This is a genomic window from Flavobacterium sp. SORGH_AS_0622 (assembly GCF_030818825.1).
GTDB lineage: Bacteria > Bacteroidota > Bacteroidia > Flavobacteriales > Flavobacteriaceae > Flavobacterium.
The window spans coordinates 1298114-1323855 of sequence record NZ_JAUTAX010000001.1; the positions used below are offsets into that span (position 1 = coordinate 1298114).

Sequence of the window (25742 nt, forward strand, 5' to 3'; positions counted from 1 at the left end):
TAGATAGGTTAAAAAGTTAGGTTCTGTATTCTCTGGTAACTTTATCAACTCCGTCAATTTTCTTAATTGCATTAATCATTTTCTTCAAAATGGTGTTATTTTTTACAATTACAGCAATCTGACCGTGAAAAATTCCTGCATCTGTACTCAGCGAAATACTCTGGATATTTACGCTCATATTGTTCGAAATTACTCTTGTCAATTGGTTGGTAAGTCCTAAAACATCCATTCCCGTAATATTGATAATCGCTTTGAATTCCTCTTGCGAAGAGTCAATCCATTTGGCGCTCATGATTCGATACGCATAATTAGACTGCATTCCAATTGCGTTTGGACAATCTTTTTTATGTACTTTAATTCCTTCATTAATAGTCACAAAACCAAAAACATCGTCACCAGGAATAGGGTTACAGCATTGCGAAAGTTTGTAATCGAGTTTGTCATGTTCAGTTCCAAAAACCAGCATGTCGTAATTGCTGCTGATAACTGGTTTATGAATATCCTCAGCTGCAGTGGTATCTTTATTTCTTTTGATTTTATTTTTAAAGAAATTGATAAAAGAATTGCTTTTCTGAGCGGCATAATCTTTTAACTGCTGATTTTCAATCGCGCCGATTCCGACTCTATAAAATAAATCTAAGCTCGTTTTGAGTTTAAAAAAGTTAACTAACTCGTTTGTAACCTGTTCGTTAAAAGTAATTTTTAAATGTTTCAGTTTTCTAACAAGCAATTCTTTTCCTTCTTCTGCGATCTTTTTAGTGTTCTCGTTCAGAACATTCTTGATCTTATTTTTTGCTCTAGAAGTCGTTACGTATTCCAGCCAGTTTACCGTTGGTTTCTGATTTGGAGAAGTAATTACTTCAACCTGATCACCACTTTTAAGTTCGTAATTCAAAGGAACTAATCTTCCGTTTACACGTGTTCCTCGAGTCTTAATTCCGATTTCAGAGTGAATGCTAAAAGCAAAATCCAAAGAAGTCGCTCCCTTAGGCAGTGATTTGATTTCTCCTTTTGGCGTAAAAATGAAAATTTCTTTTGAATATAAATTCATTTTGAAATCTTCAACAAAATCTACTGCATTGGTTTCAGGGTTTTCTAATGCTTCTCTCAAAAGATTCAGCCAAACATCTAAGCCACTTTCTTCTGTTGCTCCATTTTTATATTTATAATGTGCAGCATATCCTTTCTCAGCAATTTCGTCCATACGTTCGCTTCGAACCTGAACTTCAACCCAGCGTCCTTTCGGACCCATTACTGTAATGTGAAGTGCTTCGTAACCGGTAGATTTTGGTGACGAAATCCAATCACGCAAACGGCTCGGGCTTGGTCTGTAATGATCGGTTACGATTGAATAGATTTTCCATGCCACAAATTTTTCATCGTGGGCATCCGATTTATAAACGATTCTAAGTGCAAATTTGTCGTAAACTTCATCAAAGCTTACATTTTGAGCACGCATTTTTCTACGGATAGAATAAATAGATTTTGGTCGGCCTTTGATGATATAATCAATGCCTTCATTGTCTAGAGATTTCTTTAAAACATCAGAAATATCTTTGATGTAAGCATCTTGTTCTTCCTTGGTTTCACGAATTTTACTGACAATATCATTATAAACTGCAGGTTCGGTATATTTTAAACCTAAATCTTCAAGTTTGGTTTTTATGTTATAAAGTCCCAAACGGTGGGCTAAAGGAGCATAAATATATAAAGTTTCAGATGCGATTTTGGTTTGTTTATATTCCGCCATCGAATCCATTGTCTGCATATTATGAAGACGATCGGCCAATTTGATCAAAATTACGCGGACATCATCATTCAATGTCAGAATCATTTTTCTGAAATTCTCAGCCTGCATTGAAGCATTTAAGTCTTTTTGAACTAACGAAATCTTAGTAAGACCTTCAACCAATTGTGCTACTTTCGGATTAAATAATCGCTCAATATCTTCAACTGTAATTGGAGTATCTTCTACAACATCGTGTAATAAGGCCGCGGCGATAGAGGTCGCTCCCAGACCAATCTCTGAGGCAACAATTTTTGCAACTGCAATAGGATGAAAGATATACGCTTCTCCCGATTTGCGTCTCTGCTCTTTGTGGGCATCAACGGCAACATCAAAAGCTTTTCGAATTAATTTTTTATCAGCTGGGCTTAAAGTTTGGTAACTTATTCGAAGTAATTCCTTGTATTCCTGCGCAATAGCTTTATTTTCTTTTTCAATATCTATTTCTGTCATAACGGCATAGTTCAAGTACTAAAAATAAGAATTAGTTTCTATATACACAAGGTTTTGCGGTTGTAGATTTTAGTCCCGAAGCCTCGGGAAAGATTGTAGATTTTTGAAGGGGTAAAATTCCAAATTTTTTAAATCCCAAATTCCAAAAAGGAGCGACGCGACTTTTAGAAAATCTAAAATCTATCCCGAGGCTTCGGGACCAAAATCTAAAATCAGAATCCTCTCTGGCGCTTCGCTTCAAAAATTAAAATCGCGGCAGCGACAGAAACATTCATGCTGTCAATTTCGCCCTGCATTGGAATAATAATATTTTGAGTAGCATTATCTCGCCATTCCTGCGTTAGACCAGTTGCTTCTGTACCCACAACCAAAGCGGTTGGAGTTGTAAAATCTTGAGTATGATAAGATGTTGAATTTTGTAGCGTTGCGCTGTAGAAATTAATCTTTTTTTCTTTTAAAAAAGCAATAATTTCAGAAGTTGTTCCTGTTGCAATTTGATTGGTAAAAAGACAGCCCACACTTGAACGCACAATATTCGGATTGTATAAATCGCTCTTTGGATTAGCAATTAAAACAGCATCTAAATTAGCTGCGTCTGCAGTACGTAAAACTGCTCCAATATTTCCTGGTTTTTCCAGCGATTCAACAACTAGAATTAATGGGTTTTCCGATAATTTTAAATCGGATAATTGCAGCGATTTGGTTTTAGCTACAGCTAAAATTCCTTCGGTGGTATCGCGATAAGCCAGTTTTTGATAAACTTCTTTATTGATTTCGATAATTTGAAACGGATTCTTGATCAGTTTGTTGATTTCGGTTTCAGAAACTAAATCTGGTAAAAATAATACCGTTTCAATTTCGTAACCGCCTTTTATTGCTAATGAAATTTCTCGTAAACCTTCAATCAAAAATGTTCCGGTTTGTTTTCTGGCTTTGGATTTTTCTTGAAGTAAAACCAAAGATTTTATAAACGGATTTTGAATTGAAGTGATTTGTTTCATTTTTTTAAAGGCTCAAAGTTGCAGAGGGGCAAAGGTACAGAGTTTTTTTCTTCCTGCAAGGTTTTTAAAACCTTGTAAGTCTTATAAAAAAGTTTGCCGCGAATTTCACGAATTTCCACTAATTTTTTCTCGCAGTAATGCAAAAATGAATTCGTGTAAATTCGTGAAATTCGCGGCAAAAAACTATTCTTCTGTAGAATTATTTTCTTCTAAAAGTGCAGTTTCTTCTTCTGCAGGTCTAGCAACAACTTGGTCTTTGCTACCAAAAAGAAATTTCTTTACGGCTGCAAAAGCGGCAATAATTCCGATTACGATGAACTTTCCGAATTTTGCTAAAATGGCGAAAAATCCAACTTTTGCTAATACTTTTCCAGCAACTAAACCGCCAATTGTCCAAGCAGCGACTGTGTCTGTATCGGCATCAAAATCTAAATATTTGTTTCCATCATTAAACTCAACACTTTTGATAATTCCAGGAATACTTGCTTTTACTTCTTCTAACTGATTTACACCAGCAACAGCCGAAATATTGTACATTCCTTTTCTTCCCAGAACTCTTAAATCGTAGTTATAAAGTGTGGTTTTTATCAACGCCAAACTGCAATTCTTTTGCCCAGTGAAGTACTTTTAACTTGTTGTCGTAAAAAGGTTTAGAAGCCCATCCAATTAATTGAACTTCAGGATAACCAGCGTTTTTTCGCTCTACATTTGCAGTTGCAACATCTTCTTTCATAGTTTTAAAAAGATCATCATAATCAATATCATCGGCATCATCATCTTTTACATAACCATCACCTTGATAGCTGATTACAAACATCCAGCTGTCCATGTGTGTGACACCTTTTCCGTCAGGAACTAATGAACCCAGAATGGATTTATCCTCTGGATTTCCCCATAAATTACTTAGAACATTTTGGGTTTGCTCTGCATTTAAAAACTTGAAACCTTTAGGAACATTTAAAGTTCCGTCGCCTTCAGGAAGTGTAATTTTTCCCGATTCGTAATTGAAGGATTTTTCAATTTTGTCGTAATAAGCTGTGAGCGTGTCCGGCTGTTGTGCAGCCATTTTGAAAATAGAGATCGTCCATAACAAAACGACTAGTAATGTTTTTTTCATTGAATTGGTTTAAAATGGTTAATTATTTTGGGTTTTTGGTTTCGTTAGAATAATTCTGAAATTTCTTTTTCTACAGGATGGGACGTTTTAAAATCGTATCCCATAATTTTTGCTAAAGTCTGAGCAAATTGTTTTTGATACACTTGAGAGTCGGTTTTAATTTCGCCTTTTGGAGCAATTTCAGGTCCCATTGCAGCAAACCAAATTTCAGATGCACCAGGAACGTCTGAACCATGGTCTGTCCATTGTGCTTTTACTTTGTCGCCTCGGCCGTGGTCAACCGTTATAAATAAAGTAGTTTTGTTTTTGTACTGCGGGTCATTTTGAACAAAATTCCAAATTTCCTCGATCCATTTATCGACTTGGTTTGCAGCGTCTAAATACGAACGATATTGTGCATGATGTGCCCATTCATCGGTTTCGCCATACGCGATGTACAATACTTTTGGCTTTTTCGTTTTAAGTTCATCCATTGCCTGATAATGCGTAAAAACATCGAGACATTCATCCTGATGGAAAGGCTTATAGGAGTTGTCACGCATTTCATTTAGTAATTTTTGAGCCGATGTAGGTTTATTACCGCCAACTTTATCAAAGGCAGAAATGACAGGAAACCCGCTTCTTTCTTCATTCAGAATTCTATCGAAAGCATCCCAAGCACCAAAAGCTGCAACTTTTCCTTTTAGTTTCGACTGCTGGTTCAAGAACTCTAATACATTTACATTAGGATTGGCTTTGTAGCCGTTTGAATTCACTTTCAGGTCAACGTTTCCGGTCATAATTTCGCTGTAGCCAGGATAACTAAACCAATACGGATTGGCAACATCAACTTTGTTTCCTAAATCTCGATTTCCATAAATCTGACCTTTTGTAACTATTTCTGACCAGAAAAAAGGCATTAGTTTTTTACGTGCTTCTTTGATATCGGCATTAGCATATTTTTTATAAATATAGGCGCTGTCTCCCTGATTGAATTTTTTGTCATTGGCAATCGCAGGGTCAAGTCCTTTAAAAACTTCCTGCCATCTAAAACCATCTGTAGTAATGATGATTATGTTTTCTGTTTTTTGTGCCAGAGATTTAAAGCTTAATAAAATGAACAGAATTGGGATGATTTTTTTCATTTTTTATTAATTGAAATTACATTGAATCTTTTTGATTTTTTTCAAAACTAAGTAATTTAATCAATTAATTTTTACGGGATAACGTAAGGTAACTTTAAATTAATAGAAGAGAAATCTACAAAATCCCTCTCGACTTAATTTCCAAATATTTATTAATGGCGTCAAGCGTAAGATTCTCAGGCTGTGTCAAAACCGAATGGATTCCGTATTTTTTAAGTTCGTTTACGATTAATCGTTTTTCGAACATAAATTTTTCTGCAATCACTTTGTCATAAACTTCCTGAATCGTAGCTGTTTTTTTATTGATGATCGAATTCAGTTCTGTATTTTGAAAGAAAACAACAACCAATAAATGACTTTTAGCAATTCCTTTTAAATAAGGTAACTGACGATTCAATCCGTCCATTGTTTCAAAATTGGTATACAGAATAATTAAACTTCTTTGATTGATATTTTTCTTAATATCAACATATAATCGGCTGTAATCGCTTTCGAAAAAATCGGTTTTTACATTGTATAAAGTTTCTAGGATTTTCTGCATTTGAGAACCTCTTCTTTCAGCAAAAACTCTGTTTTCTACTTTTTTAGAAAATGAAAAAAGTCCTGCCTTATCTTGTTTTTTCAGAATGACATTTGATAAAACTAAAGCCGAATTTATCGCATAATCTAATAAACTTAATCCGTCAAAAGGCATTTGCATGACACGGCCTTTGTCAATTGCCATATAAACAGTTTGTGATTTTTCGTCTTGAAACTGATTGACCATCAAAGAATTTCTTTTGGCAGTAGCTTTCCAGTTTAATGTTCTTAAATCATCGCCTTGCACATATTCTTTAATCTGTTCAAATTCCATTGTGTGTCCAATTCGGCGGATTTTTTTAATTCCGTATTGAAAAAGATTATTAGAAAAAGCGATTAAATCGTACTTTCTTAACTGAATATAAGATGGGTACGTCGGAACCATTTGGTCTTTGTCAAAAGCAAATCTTCTAGCAATTAGTTTTAAAGGCGAAGAAACATAGACATTTAAAGCTCCAAAATGATATTCGCCTCGTTCTGTCGGGCGAAGCTCGTAGCTAATTTCTTTTTGCGTTGATGCTTTGATCGATTTTACAATCTTGAAATCACGAACTTGAAACTGAAACGGAATTTCATCAATTATCTTAACCGAAACAGTAAAATTGTAATGATTTTTTAAGTTGATTCGAATAGGATTTAAATCTCCATTAGATAATTTTTCCGGCGTAATTCTTTCTGCTTCAAGTCCAGTTCTTGCCAAATATAAAATCAGGATATCAAGACCTAAAAAAGTCACCAAACCTAAAACAATAAGCCAAACCGCATTATAAAGATTCGGAAAAATAAAAGCACAAACAAACAATCCTATTATGCCTAAAAGCACATAGAAGAAGAAATTATTCAGATATAGACTTTTTATGAACTTCATTTGTTCGATGTTTCAAGTTTCAGGTTTCAGGTTTCAAGTTTCAAGTTTGTCCCAACATTAACCATTAACCATTAACCATTAACAATTTATAATTAACAATTATCTTGGGATTTCTACAGTTTCGATAATTTGTTTAATAATTTCTGAGCTTGTAATACCTTCCATTTCACGTTCTGGCGTTACAATAACACGATGCTGTAAAACAGGAATCGCAGCTTCTTTAATATCTTCTGGCGTAACAAAATCACGTCCTCGGATGGCGGCAAAACCTTTAGCAGCATTCAAAATAGCGATCGAAGCACGAGGAGAAGCTCCTAAATATAAAAAGGCATTTTCGCGCGTATTAACCACGATTCTTGCAATGTATTCTAATAAATTTTGCTCGACTCTAATTTGCTTGACCAAACCTTGATATTCTTTGATTTCATCAGAAGAAAGAATTGTTTTTATCGCATCTAGTTTTCCATGATCTTGTAAAGAATGTTCTCTTTGAATGATCAAAATCTCTTCATTTAATTTTGGATAATCGATAGTGATTTTGAAAAGAAAACGGTCTAATTGCGCTTCTGGAAGACGATAAGTTCCTTCTTGCTCGATTGGGTTTTGGGTTGCAATTACCAAAAACGGCGTTTCTAATTGATAACCAGATCCGTCGATTGTAATTTGACGTTCTTCCATAACTTCAAAAAGCGCCGCTTGTGTTTTGGCAGGAGCACGATTTATCTCATCAATTAAAATTAAATTAGAGAAAATTGGTCCTTTTTTGAATTCAAATTCTGAAGTTTTTAGATTAAAAATTGAAGTTCCTAAAATATCAGAAGGCATTAAATCTGGCGTAAATTGAATTCTGCTGAAACCAATGTTTAATGTTTTTGATAATAATTTGGCTGTGATAGTTTTCGCAACTCCAGGAACACCTTCCAAAAGAACATGTCCGTTTGACAAAATTGCAACCAAAAGCTGGTCCACCATTTTATGCTGCCCGACAATTACAGTTTCAATCTCTTTTTTGATTGTATTTACGTGCTCTAAAAGAGGTCCTAAATTAATTCTGGTTTCAAAATTCACATTTTCATTTGTGATTTCGTTTGATGTATTGATATCGTCCATAATTTTGGTGTTTTTTTTATTTGTTTTTTGCCACAGATTAAAGGATTAAAATGATTTTGACTAATCTCTGTTAATCTTTTAATATGTGGCTAAAATATTAATGTAAAATCTTTTCTATTGCTGTATTTATTCGGATTAAATCTTCTTCCAGACTTCCGTGATAACTCTTTCTGTGATTGTTTATTAAGTCGATAAGTTCTTGAATGTCTTTTTCGTCTTTGCCTGTTTTATAATGCAATTTTTTGATAAAATCATCGTCTAATTTTGACGTATCAATCAAATAATCGGTTCTGATTTTCTCTAGGAAATAAATAATCTTTTTATCAATAATATTAGTGTGATCTCCTTCCTGATAATATAAATTCCCAATGGTTTTGGTAAAATCAACCGTTAAATTCTGCAATGGTTTTATAATTGGCACAATACGCTGCTTACGTTTTGCATTAAAGATCATAAAAATCAAAATACCAAGTAAAGCTAAATACCATGCCCATTTTAAAGCTGGCTGCGATAAAATATAGCGCATCGGAGAATTTGAAATTCGCTTATCGTTAAGACTTTTATTGTACCAAAATATATCTCCTTTTGTAAAGTACGACAAAACATTTTCGGCATATTGATAATGGTCTTTTTTCAGCAGGTTATAATTTGTAAACGCTACCGGCTGCGTATGCAAATAGACATATCCATTTTTATAAGGAACTTCAATAAAATTAATTTGTCTTTTATTTTTATTGCTGTTTTGATAGCCCAAAACTTTTGTAGTTAGAGTATCTATTTTAGAAAAGTAATCGCTTAAACCAGTATTAAAAGTATATTTTTTTGTGCTGACTTTTTTATTGGCCATCCAGATTGAAACATTTTCAGATGGCATAAAATCTGTTTTTAATTCTACTTTTAAAGAATCCAGTAATAATTTTGGAAATGCTCTCATGCTTAAAAAAGCCTTATTTCCATGCGAAACAAAATATAAAATCTCTTTTATAGATTGATCGTCAATATTATTGGCTTCAGAAATATTGATGAAAGTACCTTTAATTTTATAATTCTCTACATTTTCATTTTCATCATATTGAGAATCTAGATACTCATAAGGCGTTTCTGTTGAAATTTTTTGGATTTTTTGTTTCTTAAAAAAGCCGTTAACTTCATGGTCAAAAATGTATAATCCAAACGGAATTTTATCATTGACAGAATAAGTAGGAGTCCAGTCAATTGGTTTTTGCTGTCCCTTGTCTGTTAATAATACGATGCCTAATATTAAAACCAGAATCGCAATGTAGATTTTCATATTTTTATCCATTGCCGAAGGTTTTTAAAGCTTTTTTAAATCTGTTTTCAGTTTTTTGGAATATTGCATCATCAATTTCAAATTCGCCGTACCAAATGTAATTATACAAATAAGAAAGATAGGTAAACTCTTCTTTATGAGCAGGCTGCTGTAACTCGTATAAGTAATCTGAATTTGTTTTTTCGATATCCCATTCAATATAATTATGCTGAGCCATTACTTTTAAAAGCCACAGATAATAATATCGTACAGCAATTCTTCTTTCGCCAGCTTCGATACTCTCTTTTATTAATTTTTCGAAATCTAAAAGATGGATATTTTTTTCGGCATCAGAATAAAAGATCGCTTTCTTATTGGCATTTTTTCCAAAAATCCATCTCCCATCTTGTTTTGTCAGACTCCTTGCTATCAAGTAAATCAATACAATAACTATTAAAACGGCTAAAATCCGAAATAAAATACCAACAAAAGTCAGTGAGGTTTTAACGCTTTTGAAATTGAAAAGACTTGCAAATACTCCAGCCAGCCAATGCATAAAATGATCCCACCAGCTTTTTTCCGGCGCTTTATATTCGTAGATAAATTCTGGATCAGTGTATTTTTTTTTGAAATTTTTCTCAAAATGTTTCGCTTCGACAGAATTCGAATCAATTTGAATGTCCTTTTCAGTATATTTAATTCCAGCAATTTTTGGTGGATCCTGTGGTATAACAATTGAATCCTGAGCCTTAGAAACGCCGCAGCAAAAAAGAAAAGATAAAATAAATAATAATCTTGTCATTACTTGGTCTTAAAGATTTTTGGCGGTTAAAGAATGTATTTTTTTGTGCACAATAAAAGGATAAATCAAGTAATAGAATGAGATAATCGCAAGTGTAACCAGAATAATAAAAATGCTTAACCAATTGGGCATATCGATAGAATATCTGGTAATGAAACCTTCTAAAAATCCAGCACTTATCGTGAATGGAAAAGTACTTAAAAATATTTTAAAACTGTTTTTAAATCCAATCTTAAATGAATTTATTCTGGAAAAGGTTTTAGGAAATAGGATTGAGGCACCTAAAATAAATCCAGCAGTTGTTTCTATCACAATAGCAAAAATTTCCATAGAACCATGAATCCAAATTCCTCGAACGCTTTTCCAGAAAACGCCTTGCTCGTAAAAGAAATACTGAAATGAACCCAGCATAATACAGTTTTGAAGGAAAATATTAAAAGTTCCGATACCAGCAAAAATTCCATAAAAATAGCATCGAGCACCAACAAAAAGATTGTTGACAGTAATGCCAATAAAACTTCCCCAATTGCTTCCAGAACTGTAGACGGCCATTGGATTGCCTTTTTTGATGTTTTCCAGCGTCATATTGACATATTCGTCTCCTAAAATTAAACGAACAAAATCTTGATCGTAACGGGCAGAAAGTACTCCAATAGAAACCGTCACAAAAAATAAAGCAAATGCATAAAGCAAATACCTTTTGTACTCGTAGACCAAAAGCGGAACATCAATTTTAAAAAAATCAATAATCTGATTTCTGTCTGTTCGTTTGGTTTTGTAAATCTTCTGATAAATTTGAGAGGCAAGATGATTCAAGTAGACAACCGTTTTACTTTTAGGGTAATACGTTTGAGCGTACGACAAATCATTCATCATTTGAATGTATAAATTAGCTAATTCATCAGGATTTTTTTTAGCTTTACCAAAAATTGCCAGCTCAAATTCGAGCCATTTTTCTTTGTTTTGTTTTATAAAGGCGATTTCTCTCATTGTTGGCTAAAATATAAAATATGTCAGAATTATCTATTAATACGACACAAAATGTCAAAATAAATTTTATTGCTGCTTCTGTAGGCGAAAGATTAGGTGCTTTTTTCATTGATTTGTTCATTATAATCTGTTATTCGACGGCAATTTCAGTAGTTCTATTTGACTGGCTTCAGTTAGATCGATTGATGGCTAGTTTAGACAGCTGGTCTCGCGGCGCAGTATATTTAATCTTGTATTCACCAATTATAGTTTACTCCTTAGTTCTTGAAAGTATTTTTGAAGGACAATCGCTTGGAAAAAAATTAGTAAAAATTAAAGTGGTAAAAATTGACGGTTATCAAGCTGGTTTTGGCGATTATTTAGTGAGATGGTTTTTTAGAGTAATAGATTTTTTCAGTCTTTTTGGTTTACCAGGAATGATTGCGGTAGTTACCAGTCAAAAATCTCAGCGTCTGGGAGATATGGCAGCAGGAACAGCTGTTATTACGTTGAAAAATAAAATTAATATTAGCCACACAATTTTAGAAGAAATAGGAGATTCGTATGTTCCCACTTATCCTTTAGTGATAAAACTTTCAGACAATGATATGCGAATCATCAAGGAAACATACCAAAAAGCCGAAGCCAAAAATGATCATGAAATCATTTATAAATTGGTAGCCAAAATCGAAAGCGTAACCGGAATTAAAAATCAATCTGGAAATAACAGCGATTTTATCCGAGTAATTTTAAAAGACTACAATTTCTACACACAGCATATGTAAAAATTTTCTTTAAGGAATTAGAATTATTTTGAATCTTTAGATTTTAATTTTTTATATTTAACTGATTATTTAGTTATGATATTTTTAATTAAAAACTCTGAACATGAAAAGTAAAAAGCCACTCCTCATTATATTAATGTTATTTGCCGTTGTTTTTAGTTTCGCTCAAGGCGGAAAAAAATTGGATAAAATAATAAAAAGAGATTATCAGATTATTGAATGTACGATTTCAAAAATGTCTGATAAAACCGTAGAATATTCACTTCCAGGCGAAACATTAGTAATTTCACTTGACATTTCGCAGATTGCAAGAATTGATTTTGCCAGCGGAAGATCACAAACTTTTGATGTAAGTTCTGGAAATAGTTCGCCGTCTTCAGGTTCGTCAACAATTACAGCATCAGAAATGAAGCCCAATACAATTGCTGTGCTGCCAGTTCCTTACGTGAATTCAGATACGCAGGAAAGCTCAGGAGACATGGCTAAATTTGCTCAAAACGATCTTTACAATAAACTGCTGGACAAATCATCAAATATTTTTCCGTTAACAGTTCAAGATTTAAGAACCACAAATAGTTTGCTTCATAAAGCTGGAATAGATCATAATAATATTGATGAGACTCCAATTGAAGATCTTGAGAAAATATTAGGAGTTGATAATATTGTTGCTGCAAAAGTTTCTTATACTATAAATTCTGGTACTACAGCCACTACTTATAATAGCGGAAATGCAAAAGTAAGCGACAATAACAAAAAAATAAAAACAAACGATATTTCTACAACTACAGCAAACACACAGGTTTATTATTACTATACTGTTTATTTTGACATGTATAGAAATACGACCAAAATTTATTCTCAAACTCGTAAACCGCTCTTAGCAGTAAAAGACAGCTGGATGGATTCTGTAACTTATTTGCTAAAAAGAAGTCCTATTTACGTTAAAAAATAATAGAATAATAAATGGAAAAATTCAAATCTAAAATTGATTTATGGTTTGTAATTCTGGTAAGCATATTATTTACGCTGATTCTAATACGATTAGCGTATGATCAAAATTGGTTTGGTTTTATTTTCATAATTTTTGTAATTAGTTATGTCATCTATTCATTTTCAACAACGATGTATAGTATTGAAGGCGATAAACTGAAAATAAAATGCGGCTATTTCTTTAATTTTTTAATTGAAGTTAAGGAGATAAAAACAATATCGGAGACTTTTAATATTATAAGCTCGCCTGCACTTTCTTTTAACAGATTAGAAATTTTATATAATAAATATGATACGCTTTTAATTTCTCCAAAGGATAAAAGCAGATTTTTAGAAGCAATCAAGAGAATAAATCCTGAAATAAAAATAGTACTAAAAAAATAGAAACAATTATAAAAATCTCTGCACCTTTGTACCTTTAAATCTTTGTAGCTTAAGAAAAAATGTTTCACTTACTAGATATTATTGGGACAATGGCGTTTGCTATGTCTGGCGCTTTAACCGCGATGCATAAAAAACTAGATCCGTTTGGGGTTTTTATCATTGCATTTGTCACCGCGGTAGGAGGAGGAACGCTCCGAGATGTCCTTATTGGACGAACTCCAGTAGGCTGGATGCGCGATATGCAGTATGTTTACGTGATTATTTTAGGATTTTTTCTAGCCATTATTTTTAGAAAAAAATTCGATAAACTCAGAACTTCATTATTTTTGTTTGATACAATTGGTTTGGGAGTTTTTACTTTAATTGGTCTCGAAAAAGGAATTGTGATTGGACTTCATCCCGGAATTTGTATTGCTTTAGGAACAATGACCGCGTGTTTTGGAGGGGTAATTAGAGATATTCTATGCAACGAAATTCCGAACGTTTTTAGAGAAGAAATATATGCTACAATCTGTATTTTTGGCGGATTCGTATTCTTTGGTTTAAGAGCACTAAATTTAAACGTCGATGTTTTATATTTAGTTACTTCACTTGTAATTATTGTAATTAGACTGCTGGCAGTAAAATACAAATGGCATTTAAAAGCATTTGATCATAAATAATTGATGACAAAATATACCGTAAAAAAATACAATCAAAATGATTTTGCCATTTGGAACGATTTTGTTGCTCAGGCCAAAAATGCTACGTTTCTATTTCATCGTGACTTTATGGAATACCATAATGATCGTTTTGAAGACTTCTCTCTTTTAATTTTTGAAGAAGAAAAACTACGTGCCATTCTTCCAGCCAATAAACGAGAAAATGCCGTTTATTCTCATCAAGGACTTACTTATGGTGGTTTGGTCTATTTATCTAAATTGAAGGCAGAAAAAGTATCATTGATTTTAGACGAAATTTTACTTTTTTTGAAAGAAAATAAAATACAAACCTTTTATTATAAACCGATTCCAGATTTTTATTTTTCGGAAGGAAATAAAGAAATCGAGTTTTTTCTAATCAAAAGAGGCGCTGTTTTAGAACGAAAGGAAATGAATCTGGCAGTTAATTTATCTGTGCCTTTAAAGATTTCGAAAAGTAAATTAAAGCACTTTAGAAGAATTGAAAACCTTGATTTAGATATCGTAGAAGAAGAGAATTTCGATTCGTTTTGGGAAAAAGTTTTAGAACCAAGATTATTGGAAAAATTCGATACAAAACCTGTTCATTCTAAAGAAGAAATTACACTTTTAAAATCTAAATTTCCTCAAAATATAAAACAATTTTCTGCATATAAAAATGATGAAATAATTGCCGGAATAACGATTTTTGAGACCAAAAATGTCGTTAAATCACAGTATGGTGCAACTTCAAAGACGGGAGAAGAATTTCGAGCTCTTGATTTTTTATTCATTAATTTGTTGCACAAATACAAACGAAAAGGAAAGCACTTTTTTGACATGGGAATTGTAGGAGATGATAATGAAGCGGGCTACAATAATGGACTTTTAAACCAAAAAGAAGAATTAGGCTGTTCTGTTTACAATCAGGATTTTTATAAAATTGAAATAAAGTGATACCATTTTTAGATCTAAAAAAAATCAACGAACCTTTTGAAACTGCTTTTCAGGAAAAACTGAAAACGGTTTTACATAACGGCTGGTATATTTTAGGAAAAGAAGTGGAAGCGTTTGAAAAGGCTTTCGCCGAATATTGCCAATCAAAATATTGTATTGGAGTCGGAAATGGCTTGGATGCTTTAATTCTTATATTTAAAGGGTATATCGAACTCGGAAAATTTCAAAAAGGTGACGAAGTTATCGTTCCGGCAAATACATATATAGCGAGTATTTTAGCAATTTTACAAGCCGATTTAGTTCCAGTTTTGGTGGAGCCGAGATTAGAAACTTACAATATAAATCCAGATTTAATTGAGGAAAAAATCACCTCAAAAACAAAAGCCATTTTAGCTGTTCACTTATACGGGCAGCTATCGGAAATGGATAAAATAAATGAAATTGCAGAAAAACATAATCTTATTGTTGTAGAAGATGCCGCACAATCTCACGGAGCAGAAAATAATCTAAAATCTAAAATCTATCCCGAGGCTTCGGGACTAAAATCAGCAATCGCTTATAGTTTTTATCCAGGAAAAAATTTAGGTTGTTTAGGCGATGGCGGAGCGATTACGACAAATGATGCTGAACTGGCCAAAGTGCTTTTTTCACTTCGAAATTATGGTTCTGAGAAAAAATATCAAAACGAATATATTGGTGTAAATTCGAGATTAGATGAACTTCAAGCTGGATTTTTAAATCTGAAATTGCCCAATTTAGATGCTGATAATGAGAAAAGAAGAAAGATTGCAAAACGCTATTTGTCTGAAATAAAAAATGATAAAATAGAATTGCCGTTTTGGGATTTTTCAAACAATCATGTTTTTCATTTATTTGTTATTCGGACAGAAAATAGAAACAATTTACAAGATTATTTAACCCAAAATAATATTCAGACATTAATTCATTATCCCATTCCGCCACACAAACAGAAGGCTTTTTCTTCCGAAACTTCAGGATGGAATAATTTATCATTACCTGTAACAGAAAAGATTCATAATGAGGTTTTAAGCTTGCCAATGAGTCCTGTTTTAATAGAATCTGAAGTTGATTTTATAATTGAAATTTTAAATCAATATTAAGTTTGAATTTCTATAAAAAAATAGGTCAAACCAGTTTGTTTAAGATAACTTCTTTAAACAGTTTCAGCGTTGTTTTAAAAATCGGAATTGGATTAATTACATCAAAAATACTTGCCGTTTTTGTCGGACCAAGCGGAATGGCGTTAGTTGGAAATCTTCGTAATTTTTTAACTTCATTAGAAAATATTTCCACTTTAGGATTTCAAAATGGCATCGTAAAATACACCGCCGAAAATGAGAAAAATAAAGTTGAACTTCAAAAAATAATTACAACTGTTTTTATAAGCCTCTCATTCATAGCCATTCTTCTAGGTTTTGTTTTGTTTTTTACAGCCCAATATTGGAATACCAGAATTTTTGGAAATAACACCGAATATTTACCAGTTTTTAAAGTTCTGGCTTTGGCTTTGCCTTTTTATGCCGTTTCAATTTTTTTTGTTGCATTAATTAATGGTTTAGGGAAATTTCAAAAAGTAATCTGGATTAATATCATCGGAAACATAATTGGTTTAGCGGTTTCTCTCTTTTTGATTTTACAATACCAAACGATTGGAGCTTTAATGGCTATTGTGATTGCGCCCGCGCTTTTGTTTTTCGTTACTTTTTATCTAGTTCAAAAAGAAATTAACTTTTTTCAAATTATAAAACTAGACTTATTTGACTTTAAAATCATAAAAAATCTTTCCTCGTATTCCTTAATGGCTTTGGTTTCTTCGGTCCTAGGGCCTTTTGTGTTCTTAGCAATTAGAAATCATATTATTCATGATTTAGGAATTGAACAAGCTGGATATTGGGAAACCATAACAAGAATTTCGTCTTATTATCTTTTATTTATCAGTACTATTCTAACCGTTTATTTTTTGCCGAAACTATCAAAAGCATCCACTAATCAGGAAACAAAAAGTGTTTTTTGGGAGTTTTATAAGTTCATTCTGCCTGTTTTTGTTTTGGGTTTAATTGTGCTTTATTTGGCTAGATTTTTTGTGGTTAAACTGCTTTTTAGTAAAGAATTTTTACCTGTAACAGATTTGTTTTTTTGGCAGTTTCTCGGAGATATTTTTAAAGTTTGTTCACTGATATTAGGCTACCAGTTTTTTGCCAAAAAATTGACTTTGGCTTTTATACTTACAGAATTATTTTCTTTATTTATTCTGTATACGGCTAGTGTTTATTATATTCAAATATTTCAAATAGAAGGAGTTGTAATAGCTTACGCTTTTCAAAATTTGAGTTATTTGATAGTCCTTGCGATCTATTTTAGAAAAAGTTTGTTTTAATTTTCGTTCCATTTCTGCACGTATTTTTGTGCAATATTCATATAATTATGATGTTCTTCTATAAAAGTCCTGGCGCGTTTTCCTATTGCCGTAATTTCTTCAGGATTTTCAATTAAAAAAGACAATTCATTTACTAGGTAATCTACATTTGGAATAGCGTTTATACATACTTTTTCAGTAAGATTGTAATATTCCGTAAATTCAGTTTCGGCGTTGGTAAAAACGACTTTTCCTTTTGCCATTGCTTCAAGTGCATTGTAGCCCTGATCGTATCCATAAATTTGATCCAATAAAATATGTGATCTATTATACAAATCGATATATTGAGAATAAGGAACACTTCTAACAGTGATTATTTCAACTTTTGAACCGTATTTTTTCTCAATTATTTCCAGAGTTTTTTCAAAATAATCATTTCCCTTTTTTAAATAATTATCATTGTTGATGCCATGGAAAATGATAATTTTTTTAGAAATATTTAACGATTCAAATTGAAGTTTGTCAATATTAATTGGATTTGGAATCATCCCTAAATATTTATCGTTTGCTATTAATGGAAGATGATAATCTAGATCCGAAGCAATAATGCCGCTGCAGTTTTTGTAAATAAATTGATGCAGTTTGAAAAAAGCTTTTCTTCGGAATTTCAAAACATTAGCAAATGATTTTTTATCAATTTTATGATTTTGATAAAGCGGAATTACAGATTTAAAATCAGGATTTTCGAAGCAATATTTCACATTTAAATAGTCGTAGCCACAACTCAGTAAAAACAATTTCTTATTGTTTTTTAAAAGGCTCGAAATGATCTTCTTCTCGAAATGATACGTGCAGTGAAAACTGTTTTCGTTGATTAACTGCACGACATCAAAACCTGAACATTGTTTTTCGAATTTTAGAAACTGTCGATACGTTAAATAAGAGGTAATATCGAATCCAGAAAGTTTATACACTGCAATTTTTACTTTTTTTAGAAAACCAGAATCCCATTTTTTCTGAATAGGAAAGTCGACTGGGAAGTTTTTAAAACCGTCGCTCTGACCAATAATAAAAACATCATGTCCTAATTTTTGCAAACCATCCTTCAAAGAATTGTGCAAATGACTGTATTCGCCTACCAGTAAAACTTTCATTTATGTGTATATTTGACAAATATATTTACTTTTTTGGTTAAAAACATGAATAAAAAGAAAGTTGCAATTGTTTCAAATTCTTTAGGAAAAGGAGGAGCAGAACGTTTCGCAGCTTTGCTGACTTTTATGTTAGCAGAATCTGGGTTTGAAGTCCATTCTTTTGTTGTAAATGATGTTGTAGATTATTCATATACAGGAACTTTATTCAATTTAGAAAAAGAAAGCTTAGGCTCTTTTTCTTTCCTCAGAAAATTAAAAAAAGGAATTTTACTACGCCGCTATTTGACCAAAAATAATATAGAAATTGTCATAGACAGCAGAACTAGAAATGTATTGCTGAGAGAATTAATTACGAGATTAATTTATCGAAACACAAAAATCTATTACGTTGTGCATAGTTATAATTTTAAAAATTATTTTCCTTCGTCGGTATTTTGGTCGAGAATAATTTATGAAAATACTGAGGCTTTAATTTGTGTCTCAAAAGCAATCGAAGAAAAAATAAATCAGCTTTATAAGTTTAAAAACACCATTACAATTTACAATCCTTTTTTTATTGCCGAAGAAGAATTAAAAAAAGAGACTTTAGAAACTCAAAAAGTGATTTTGTTTTTTGGACGATTTGATGAAAAAGTTAAAAATTTTACATTGATGCTGGAAGCTTTTTCTAAGTCTCAAATTTTTTTGAAAGGATATGAATTACATCTTTTAGGTTCTGGAAATGATTTGGATTTTATAAAACAAAAAATTGAAAGTTTAGATTTAAGTAATTACGTTAAAATATTTCCGTTCAAACAAAATCCATTTGAAGAAGTTCGTAAAGCTAAATTTACCATTCTGACAAGTCATTACGAAGGATTCCCACTTTCCATAATAGAATCATTAGCGTTGGGAACGCCTGTTGTGGCTGTAGATTGTAATTCTGGACCACGAGAAATTATTCAGAATGAATTTAATGGTCTGTTGGTTGAGAACCATAATATTGAAGCTTTGGCCGAAGCTATCAATCGGCTTGCAGATGATAACGAATTGTATCATTTTTGCAAAAAGAACGCTGTAGAAAGCGTCAAACATTTATCTTTGAAAAATATATCTGAACAATGGAAAAATCTTCTAACCAATCACAAATGACCACTATTTCAGATATTCAATTAATCGAAATTCCTAAAATTCAGGACAGAAGAGGGAATCTTTCGGTCATTGAAGGAGATACAATTCCGTTTGCTTCCAAAAGAGTGTATTATTTATATGATGTGCCAAGCGGAAGCAAAAGAGGCGGGCATGCACATATCGATCAACAGCAATTTTTAATTGCATTAAGCGGCAGTTTTGACGTGATTTTAAAAGATGGTAAGAGCAAGAAAACAGTGACGTTGAATAAACCAAATGTCGGTTTGCTTATCGTGCCGGGTATATGGAGGGAAATCGAAAATTTCTCTTCAGGAAGTGTCTGTTTGGTTTTGTCTTCCAATGAATTTAATGAAGAAGATTACATTCGGGAATTTAAAAAATTCAAACTATTTAAAAACGGAGGAGCCTAAGCCTAAATTTGCAAGTACTGTTTTTGTTTTAATCAAAAAGATCAGAGCAAAAGCAGGCAGGCGTAATAAAATTTGTTTCTTCAAACCTAAATTCTTCAGGTCAATTGGTTGAGAATAATTAGTAAAAAGTGCTTTTTCTCCAGCGATTTTACTTTTTACAGCCAATGAAAACCGATTCAAATCGAGAAATTTTTTCAAATCTAAATTGGCGTTTTCTATTTTCTCATATTTCGAAAAATCCATTTTTTCGTGAATCAGTTTCTTATTTTTCGAAAGACTTTCAGGATCGTAAACGTATCGGGCTAATATTTTCCAAGAAAAAACTACAGGATAAATAAGACCAATTCTAATCCATAAATCGGTGTCTTGACCACTTTTAATTTTTGGTATCAAAATTTCCAGCTTCAGAGAAAACAGTTTTATGGAAAACAGCGCAGGAAGTACAAAGGACAGTTTCCTTTAAACTGGCTTGAAAGTAGTTTACAATTTCAAATTCGTCATTAGATTTTGAAATTGAATATTGTACTGGAATTATTTTTTTTGAAGTATCAAATTCAATTGCAGCAGAAAATACTTTTTGGTCTGGAACCTTGGAAATGAGATTAAACATCGTCTCTAAAAACGTCGGATACCAATAATCGTCTGCATCTAGAAAAGTTATAAAATCGGTAGCTGCTTTTTCGATTCCGTAATTTCTTGCGGCAGAAGCACCTTCGTTTTTTTTGCTGTAATAATTAATTTTAGTATCATTAAACTGCAATAATTTTTCTTCGCTTTTATCTGTTGATCCGTCATTTACAACAATAATTTCAAAATCCTGAAAAGTTTGATTCAAGACACTTTGTATCGTGTTTTCGATAAAATCTTCTTTGTTGTAAAGCGGAATTATGATAGAAAAAAAAGCCATTTATTTTGATTTTAAAAAGCAATAACAGCCTAATTTATAGATGTCAAACAGAAAAAGTGAAGGTTTCTCTGAAACTAGATTTCGCTCAATTTTGGTTTCCAATTTTCTAAAAACAAAATTAAAAACAGAGATTAGTTTTAATCTGTTTAAAAATTCAAATGATGCAATAATTTTACTTTCCTTTTTTGAAATTTTATTAGAAACATCTAAAAATACCAGATTTTGTAATGCCGTTTTTGTTTTACTTAAAAATAGGGCAGAAGTTTCTAGATTTAAATGAAAAACAGGATTGTCAATATGTGTAATCGCAATAAGATTGGATTTTAAAACGGAGAAAAAAAGTAAATCTTCATAACCGTATTTTGTCAGATTTTCATCAAAAGGAAAACGAACAACTATTTCTTTTTTGATTAATAAATTAGAAACCAATGCAGAATCAGACGGATTCTGAATTCTGTCAGCTAAGCTTAAAGCTTCTCTTTTTCTGCCATATATCCATCGTAAAAGCAGCTCTTTTGCAGGTTTTTTATTTTCGTATAAAATCCCTCCAAAAACAACTTTTTCATTCTTTTTTATTGCTTCAATATAATTAGAAATGAATTGATTATGAACAGGAAATGTATCAGCATCCAAAAAAAGCAAATTTTCATAAACTGCTTTTTGTGCTAATAAATTTCGAATGGCACTACGGCCAATATTTTTTTCTAAAATAGAAAAAGAGCTGTTATTAAATTGATTAATTCTTTGGTTTTCAATTATAAAATCTTGCGAAGCGTCGTCTAAACAAATAATTTCAAAAGGAATATTACATTCCAAAGTTTGTTTGTACAGCGTTTCTACGAGAGTAAAAATGTTGTAATTGTAAACCGGAATTAAAATCGAAAGCATTACACGCTTCTTTGCACCACTTCGAAGATTCTTTCATCTTCACATTTTAGTGTTTTAGAAGGGAATTTCATCAATAAAGCATAATCGTGTGTTGCCATAATGATGGTTTTTCCAGTTGCATTAATTGCTTTTAATACTTCTAAAACTTCAGAACTTGTCTGCGGATCAAGATTTCCTGTTGGCTCATCGGCCAAAATAAATTCTGGATCATTAAGAAGTGCTCTTGCAATTGCAACACGCTGTTGTTCTCCTCCAGAAAGCTGATGCGGCATTTTGTTCACGAAATCTTTCATGCCAACTTTATCCAAAACTTCATCAATTTTGTGCAGCATTGCATCTTTTTCGTGCCAGCCGGTTGCTCTTAAAACAAAAAGCATATTGTCTTTGATTGAACGATCTGGAAGCAATTTAAAATCTTGGAAAACAATTCCGATTTTACGTCTCAAGAACGGAATGTCGTTTTCTTTTATCCCTGCCAAATCAAATTCAACGATATGTCCTTCTCCTTCAACTAATGGTAAATCAGCGTATAAAGTTTTTAAGAAACTACTTTTTCCAGAGCCAGTTTTTCCGATGATGTAGATAAATTCACCGTGGTTAACGTCTAAATTAATATGAGAGATAATTTTTCTTCCTTCTTGATATATAGTGACTTCTTTAAGAGATAGTACGGTTTGTGACATAATAAATTGATTTGAATCGTAAAAGTAATAAGATAACGCTTGTATTCAAAATAAATTTCAATCATTTCTTAAGAAAAAGTTTAAAAAATTAAACCATTAGTGCCATAAGTTCATTTTAATAAATGCCAAGTAAAGTTCTTAATGCTTATATTGCTTAGACGGTTTTGATTTATTTGTTTTTTAGAAAGTTTGAGAACCAATATTTTGAAGTTTTGTAATGCAAAAAATCACAGCCGTTTAATAATTTGTTCATAATAAAACCTCAAAACGTTTCGTTATAAACGTTATAAAATGATACATTTGAATACTAAATATTACAAAAATGCGTAAACTTTCCTGGTTCTTTTTATTCCAAATTATCCTTATTTCGACCACAGTTTCGGCACAAAAATCAGCTATATATACCTACGATTTAAAGGATTTTGACAAAGCACTGGCTTTATATAATGACAAACAATATGCTTCGGCACAGCTTATTTTTCAACACGTAAAGAGCAATGCGACGACCGAGGAAGTGGAGTCAGACTGCGCGTTTTACATTGCTAATTGTGCGATAAGAACCAATCAGGCAAATGCTGATGCTTTAGTAGAAAAATTTGTCAGCGATTATCCAACGAGCACCAAACAAAATCAGGCTTATATAGAAGCAGCGCAGTATTTTTTCGATCAGGGAAATTATCCAAAAGCTCTGCAGTGGTTTGACAAAGTAGACGAAAGTTACATGAGTAAAACCGAGTCTGATAAGTTTAATTTCATGAAAGGTTACAGCTATTTTAATGCAAAAAAGAAAAAAGAAGCCACCAATTATTTTAATAAAGTAGTGAATTCTAAAGAATACGGTTCTCAAGCCAAATATTATTTAGGATTTATGGCTTATGAAGGTGACGATTATAAAGAAGCTACTAAATTATTTTGACGAAGTTTCTGGCGAAGAAAAATACAAAGAAAAGCTTTCCTATTATCAAGCTGATATGAATTTCAAACTTGGAAATTTCCAAAAAGCAATTGATTTAGGGCAGACTGCAATGGCTAAATCGAATGCTTTAGAACAATCAGAATTGAATAAAATTATTGGAGAAAGTTATTTCAATTTAAAACAATACGACAAAGCGATTCCGTTTTTAGAAAAATATGAAGGTAAAAAAGGGAAGTGGAATAATACCGATTTTTATCAGTTAGGTTACGCATATTACGAGCAGAAAAACTACGAAAAAGCAATTTCTCAATTCAATAAAATTATTGAAGGAAGAGATTTCGTCGCACAAAACGCCTATTACCATTTAGGTTTAAGTTATTTAAATATAGGTAAAAAACAGGAAGCTTTAAACGCTTTTAAAAACGCTTCAGAAATGGATTTCAATGCGCAGATTCAAGAAGATGCGGCTTTAAATTATGCTAAATTGAGTTATGATATCGGAAATGCTTATCAGGCTGTTCCTGGAATTTTGCTTGATTTCTTGAAAAAATATCCAAACAATTCAAGCCGCTCAGAAGTAGAGAAATTATTGGTTGATTCTTATATTTCTTCTAAAAACTACAAAGAAGCGCTGACTTTATTAGATAAAAATAGAACGGCTGAAAACAAAGCTGCGTACCAAAAAGTATTATTTTACCGCGGATTAGAGTTGTATAATGAGTCTAATTATCAAGAAGCGGGTAAAATGTTTAAAAGTGCTGTAAGTGAGCAAAAAACTCCAGAATTTACAGCCCGTGCTACTTTCTGGAAAGCAGAAACAGAATATCTTAATGATGATATGCAAAATGCATTGTTAACCTACAAACAGTTTGCAGGAATGGCAGTGGCAAAATCTACAGATGAATATAAAAACATCAATTATAATATTGGTTATACGTATTTTAAACTAAAAGAATACGATCAGGCGGCTAATTCTTTTCAAGCGCAAATTGATAATTCTCCTTCAGATAAAGTTCGTTTAAACGATTCTTACTTACGTTTGGGAGACTGCCGTTTTGTGACTTCAAAATACAGTGCAGCAAATGAAGCTTATGGAAAAGCAATTGCAGCAAAAGGTGTGGATGCGGATTATGCTCAATTTCAAAAAGCACTTTCTTACGGATTCATGTCAAATAATGCGAAAAAAATTGATGAACTGAACAATTTTGTTAAGATGTACAACAAATCATCTTACCGTGACGATGCTTTGTACGAATTAGGAAATACGTATGTTGCAGAAAAGAAAAACGACCAGGCTTTAAAAGCTTACGATCAATTGATTTCTGAATTTAAAAACGGATCATTTACTTCAAAAGCAATTTTAAAACAAGGTTTAATTTATTATAATTCTGATCGTGATGAGCAGGCTTTAACAAAGTTCAAAAAAGTTGCTGCAGAATTTCCAAAAACTCCAGAGGCTTTAGAAGCAGTTTCTACAGCAAGATTAATTTATGTTGATTCAGGAAAAGTAGATGAATACGCAACTTGGGTCCGCACTCTTGATTTTGTTGCCGTGACAGATGCTGACTTAGACAACGATACATACGATGCTGCTTTCAAACAATACAGTCAAAACAATGCTAAAAATGCAATAACTGGTTTTGCTGGTTATGTGAGTAAATTCCCGAACGGAATGCATGCGCTTGAAGCTAACTTCTATTTGGCACAATTGTACTACACAGAAGGTTCTGAAACTAAATCTATTGCGAATTATCAATTTGTAATTGATCAGCCGAGAAATGAATTTACAGAACAGGCATTAAACAGATTAGCTCAAATTTATTTAAAAGCCAAAGACTGCGATAAAGCAATTCCAGTTTTAGTGCGTTTAGAAAGTGAAGCAGATTTCCCTCAGAATAAAAACTTTGCACAAGCGAATTTAATGAAGTGTTATTATGATAAAAAAGATTATGATAATTCGGTTATTTCTGCAGAGAAAGTATTAGAAAATCCAAAAGCAGATGCAGGTGTAAAAGCAGATGCACAAATTATAGTTGCCAGAGCAGCAATACAAACTGGAAATGAGGATAAAGCAAAAACAGCTTATGCAAAATTAGCGACAACTTCTAAAGGAGAATTAGCGGCAGAAGCGTTGTATTACGATGCTTATTTTAAAACAAAAGAAGGAAAATTTGATGCCTCAAACACTGCCGTTCAAAAATTAGCAAAAAGCTATTCTGCTTATAAATATTATGGCGCAAAAGGTTTGGTGTTGATGGCGAAAAACTTCTACGGATTAAAAGACAGTTATCAAGCAACTTACATTTTAGATAACGTAATCAACAATTTTACCGATTATCCAGATGTAGTTGAAGAAGCGAAAAAAGAATTGAGCGCGATAAAATTAGAAGAATCTAAAACAAATTCGTCGATTAATAAATAA

Annotated in this window: 24 protein-coding genes and 1 pseudogene; 10 read left to right on the forward strand and 15 right to left on the reverse strand. The window is 32.2% G+C overall.

What is annotated here, in order from left to right:
- Positions 1-16 precede the first annotated feature (16 nt).
- The 10 genes from QE431_RS05660 to QE431_RS05705 all read right to left on the reverse strand — a co-directional run bounded on the left by QE431_RS05660 (position 17) and on the right by QE431_RS05705 (position 11100).
- A complete protein-coding gene (locus tag QE431_RS05660) occupies positions 17-2239 on the reverse strand; it encodes a bifunctional (p)ppGpp synthetase/guanosine-3',5'-bis(diphosphate) 3'-pyrophosphohydrolase (protein WP_113677967.1) in 2223 nt (740 codons plus the stop codon).
- Between the two features lie 212 nt (positions 2240-2451).
- Positions 2452-3240, reverse strand: coding sequence for an RNA methyltransferase (locus QE431_RS05665; protein WP_307293635.1), 789 nt, complete (start codon positions 3238-3240; stop codon positions 2452-2454).
- A 183-nt stretch (positions 3241-3423) separates the two neighbouring features.
- Entirely contained in the window at positions 3424-3837 is a 414-nt protein-coding gene (locus tag QE431_RS05670; RefSeq protein WP_307293637.1) for a DUF2167 domain-containing protein, read from the reverse strand.
- Positions 3809-4357, reverse strand: coding sequence for a DUF2167 domain-containing protein (locus tag QE431_RS05675; RefSeq protein WP_307293638.1), 549 nt, complete (start codon positions 4355-4357; stop codon positions 3809-3811). Before QE431_RS05675 ends, QE431_RS05670 begins: the two co-directional genes overlap by 29 nt.
- 44 nt (positions 4358-4401) lie before the next feature.
- A complete protein-coding gene (locus tag QE431_RS05680) occupies positions 4402-5481 on the reverse strand; it encodes a phosphoglyceromutase (protein WP_307293640.1) in 1080 nt (359 codons plus the stop codon).
- Positions 5482-5596: 115 nt separating this feature from the next.
- On the reverse strand, positions 5597-6928 hold the full coding sequence (locus QE431_RS05685) for a DUF58 domain-containing protein (protein ID WP_307293643.1): 1332 nt from the start codon (positions 6926-6928) through the stop codon (positions 5597-5599).
- A gap of 99 nt (positions 6929-7027) precedes the next feature.
- Positions 7028-8038: a MoxR family ATPase gene (locus QE431_RS05690; protein WP_134140697.1), complete on the reverse strand. Its 1011-nt coding sequence runs from the start codon at positions 8036-8038 to the stop codon at positions 7028-7030.
- A 97-nt stretch (positions 8039-8135) separates the two neighbouring features.
- Positions 8136-9341: a DUF4350 domain-containing protein gene (locus QE431_RS05695; RefSeq protein WP_307293648.1), complete on the reverse strand. Its 1206-nt coding sequence runs from the start codon at positions 9339-9341 to the stop codon at positions 8136-8138.
- Entirely contained in the window at positions 9334-10110 is a 777-nt protein-coding gene (locus QE431_RS05700; protein ID WP_057119108.1) for a DUF4129 domain-containing protein, read from the reverse strand. Before QE431_RS05700 ends, QE431_RS05695 begins: the two co-directional genes overlap by 8 nt.
- A 9-nt stretch (positions 10111-10119) precedes the next feature.
- Complete coding sequence (locus QE431_RS05705) at positions 10120-11100, reverse strand: stage II sporulation protein M (protein WP_307293654.1); 981 nt, start codon at positions 11098-11100, stop codon at positions 10120-10122.
- Positions 11101-11120: 20 nt separating this feature from the next.
- On the opposite strand from QE431_RS05705, the gene QE431_RS05710 reads away from it, so the two are divergent.
- From QE431_RS05710 to QE431_RS05740, 7 genes are all read left to right on the forward strand, one after another.
- The gene (locus QE431_RS05710; RefSeq protein ID WP_307293657.1) at positions 11121-11864 is read left to right on the forward strand and encodes an RDD family protein; all 744 of its coding nucleotides are present in this window, start codon (positions 11121-11123) and stop codon (positions 11862-11864) included.
- A gap of 103 nt (positions 11865-11967) precedes the next feature.
- Complete coding sequence (locus tag QE431_RS05715; RefSeq protein WP_057119101.1) at positions 11968-12816, forward strand: hypothetical protein; 849 nt, start codon at positions 11968-11970, stop codon at positions 12814-12816.
- A gap of 170 nt (positions 12817-12986) precedes the next feature.
- Entirely contained in the window at positions 12987-13238 is a 252-nt protein-coding gene (locus QE431_RS05720) for a PH domain-containing protein (RefSeq protein ID WP_307293662.1), read from the forward strand.
- 59 nt (positions 13239-13297) lie between these two features.
- Positions 13298-13900, forward strand: coding sequence for a trimeric intracellular cation channel family protein (locus QE431_RS05725; protein WP_134140705.1), 603 nt, complete (start codon positions 13298-13300; stop codon positions 13898-13900).
- Between the two features lie 3 nt (positions 13901-13903).
- The gene (locus tag QE431_RS05730) at positions 13904-14854 is read left to right on the forward strand and encodes a FemAB family protein (RefSeq protein ID WP_307293665.1); all 951 of its coding nucleotides are present in this window, start codon (positions 13904-13906) and stop codon (positions 14852-14854) included.
- Complete coding sequence (locus QE431_RS05735; protein ID WP_307293668.1) at positions 14851-15975, forward strand: DegT/DnrJ/EryC1/StrS aminotransferase family protein; 1125 nt, start codon at positions 14851-14853, stop codon at positions 15973-15975. Before QE431_RS05730 ends, QE431_RS05735 begins: the two co-directional genes overlap by 4 nt.
- A 2-nt stretch (positions 15976-15977) precedes the next feature.
- Positions 15978-17252, forward strand: a complete 1275-nt coding sequence (locus tag QE431_RS05740) for an O-antigen translocase (protein ID WP_307293672.1) — start codon at positions 15978-15980, stop codon at positions 17250-17252.
- Here the strand turns inward: QE431_RS05740 and QE431_RS05745 are convergent.
- A complete protein-coding gene (locus QE431_RS05745) occupies positions 17249-18385 on the reverse strand; it encodes a glycosyltransferase (RefSeq protein ID WP_307293674.1) in 1137 nt (378 codons plus the stop codon). The genes QE431_RS05740 and QE431_RS05745 overlap by 4 nt on opposite strands.
- 45 nt (positions 18386-18430) lie before the next feature.
- On the opposite strand from QE431_RS05745, the gene QE431_RS05750 reads away from it, so the two are divergent.
- Both QE431_RS05750 and QE431_RS05755 read left to right on the forward strand, forming a co-directional pair.
- A complete protein-coding gene (locus QE431_RS05750; RefSeq protein ID WP_307293676.1) occupies positions 18431-19516 on the forward strand; it encodes a glycosyltransferase in 1086 nt (361 codons plus the stop codon).
- Positions 19513-19926: an FdtA/QdtA family cupin domain-containing protein gene (locus QE431_RS05755; RefSeq protein ID WP_307293677.1), complete on the forward strand. Its 414-nt coding sequence runs from the start codon at positions 19513-19515 to the stop codon at positions 19924-19926. The genes QE431_RS05750 and QE431_RS05755 overlap by 4 nt, the downstream gene beginning before the upstream one ends.
- Here the strand turns inward: QE431_RS05755 and QE431_RS05760 are convergent.
- Genes QE431_RS05760 through QE431_RS05775 form a run of 4 tightly spaced genes read right to left on the reverse strand, consistent with a single transcriptional unit; the run spans position 19903 to position 22404 of the window.
- Complete coding sequence (locus tag QE431_RS05760; protein ID WP_307293679.1) at positions 19903-20319, reverse strand: hypothetical protein; 417 nt, start codon at positions 20317-20319, stop codon at positions 19903-19905. The two genes, QE431_RS05755 and QE431_RS05760, sit on opposite strands and share 24 nt — an antisense overlap.
- Positions 20303-20833: a glycosyltransferase family 2 protein gene (locus QE431_RS05765; protein ID WP_307293682.1), complete on the reverse strand. Its 531-nt coding sequence runs from the start codon at positions 20831-20833 to the stop codon at positions 20303-20305. The genes QE431_RS05760 and QE431_RS05765 overlap by 17 nt, the downstream gene beginning before the upstream one ends.
- The gene (locus QE431_RS05770) at positions 20834-21721 is read right to left on the reverse strand and encodes a glycosyltransferase family 2 protein (RefSeq protein WP_307293684.1); all 888 of its coding nucleotides are present in this window, start codon (positions 21719-21721) and stop codon (positions 20834-20836) included. It abuts the gene before it with no gap.
- Positions 21721-22404: a cell division ATP-binding protein FtsE gene (locus tag QE431_RS05775; protein WP_057119081.1), complete on the reverse strand. Its 684-nt coding sequence runs from the start codon at positions 22402-22404 to the stop codon at positions 21721-21723. Before QE431_RS05775 ends, QE431_RS05770 begins: the two co-directional genes overlap by 1 nt.
- 322 nt (positions 22405-22726) lie before the next feature.
- On the opposite strand from QE431_RS05775, the pseudogene QE431_RS05780 reads away from it, so the two are divergent.
- Positions 22727-25742: pseudogene (locus QE431_RS05780) on the forward strand (tetratricopeptide repeat protein).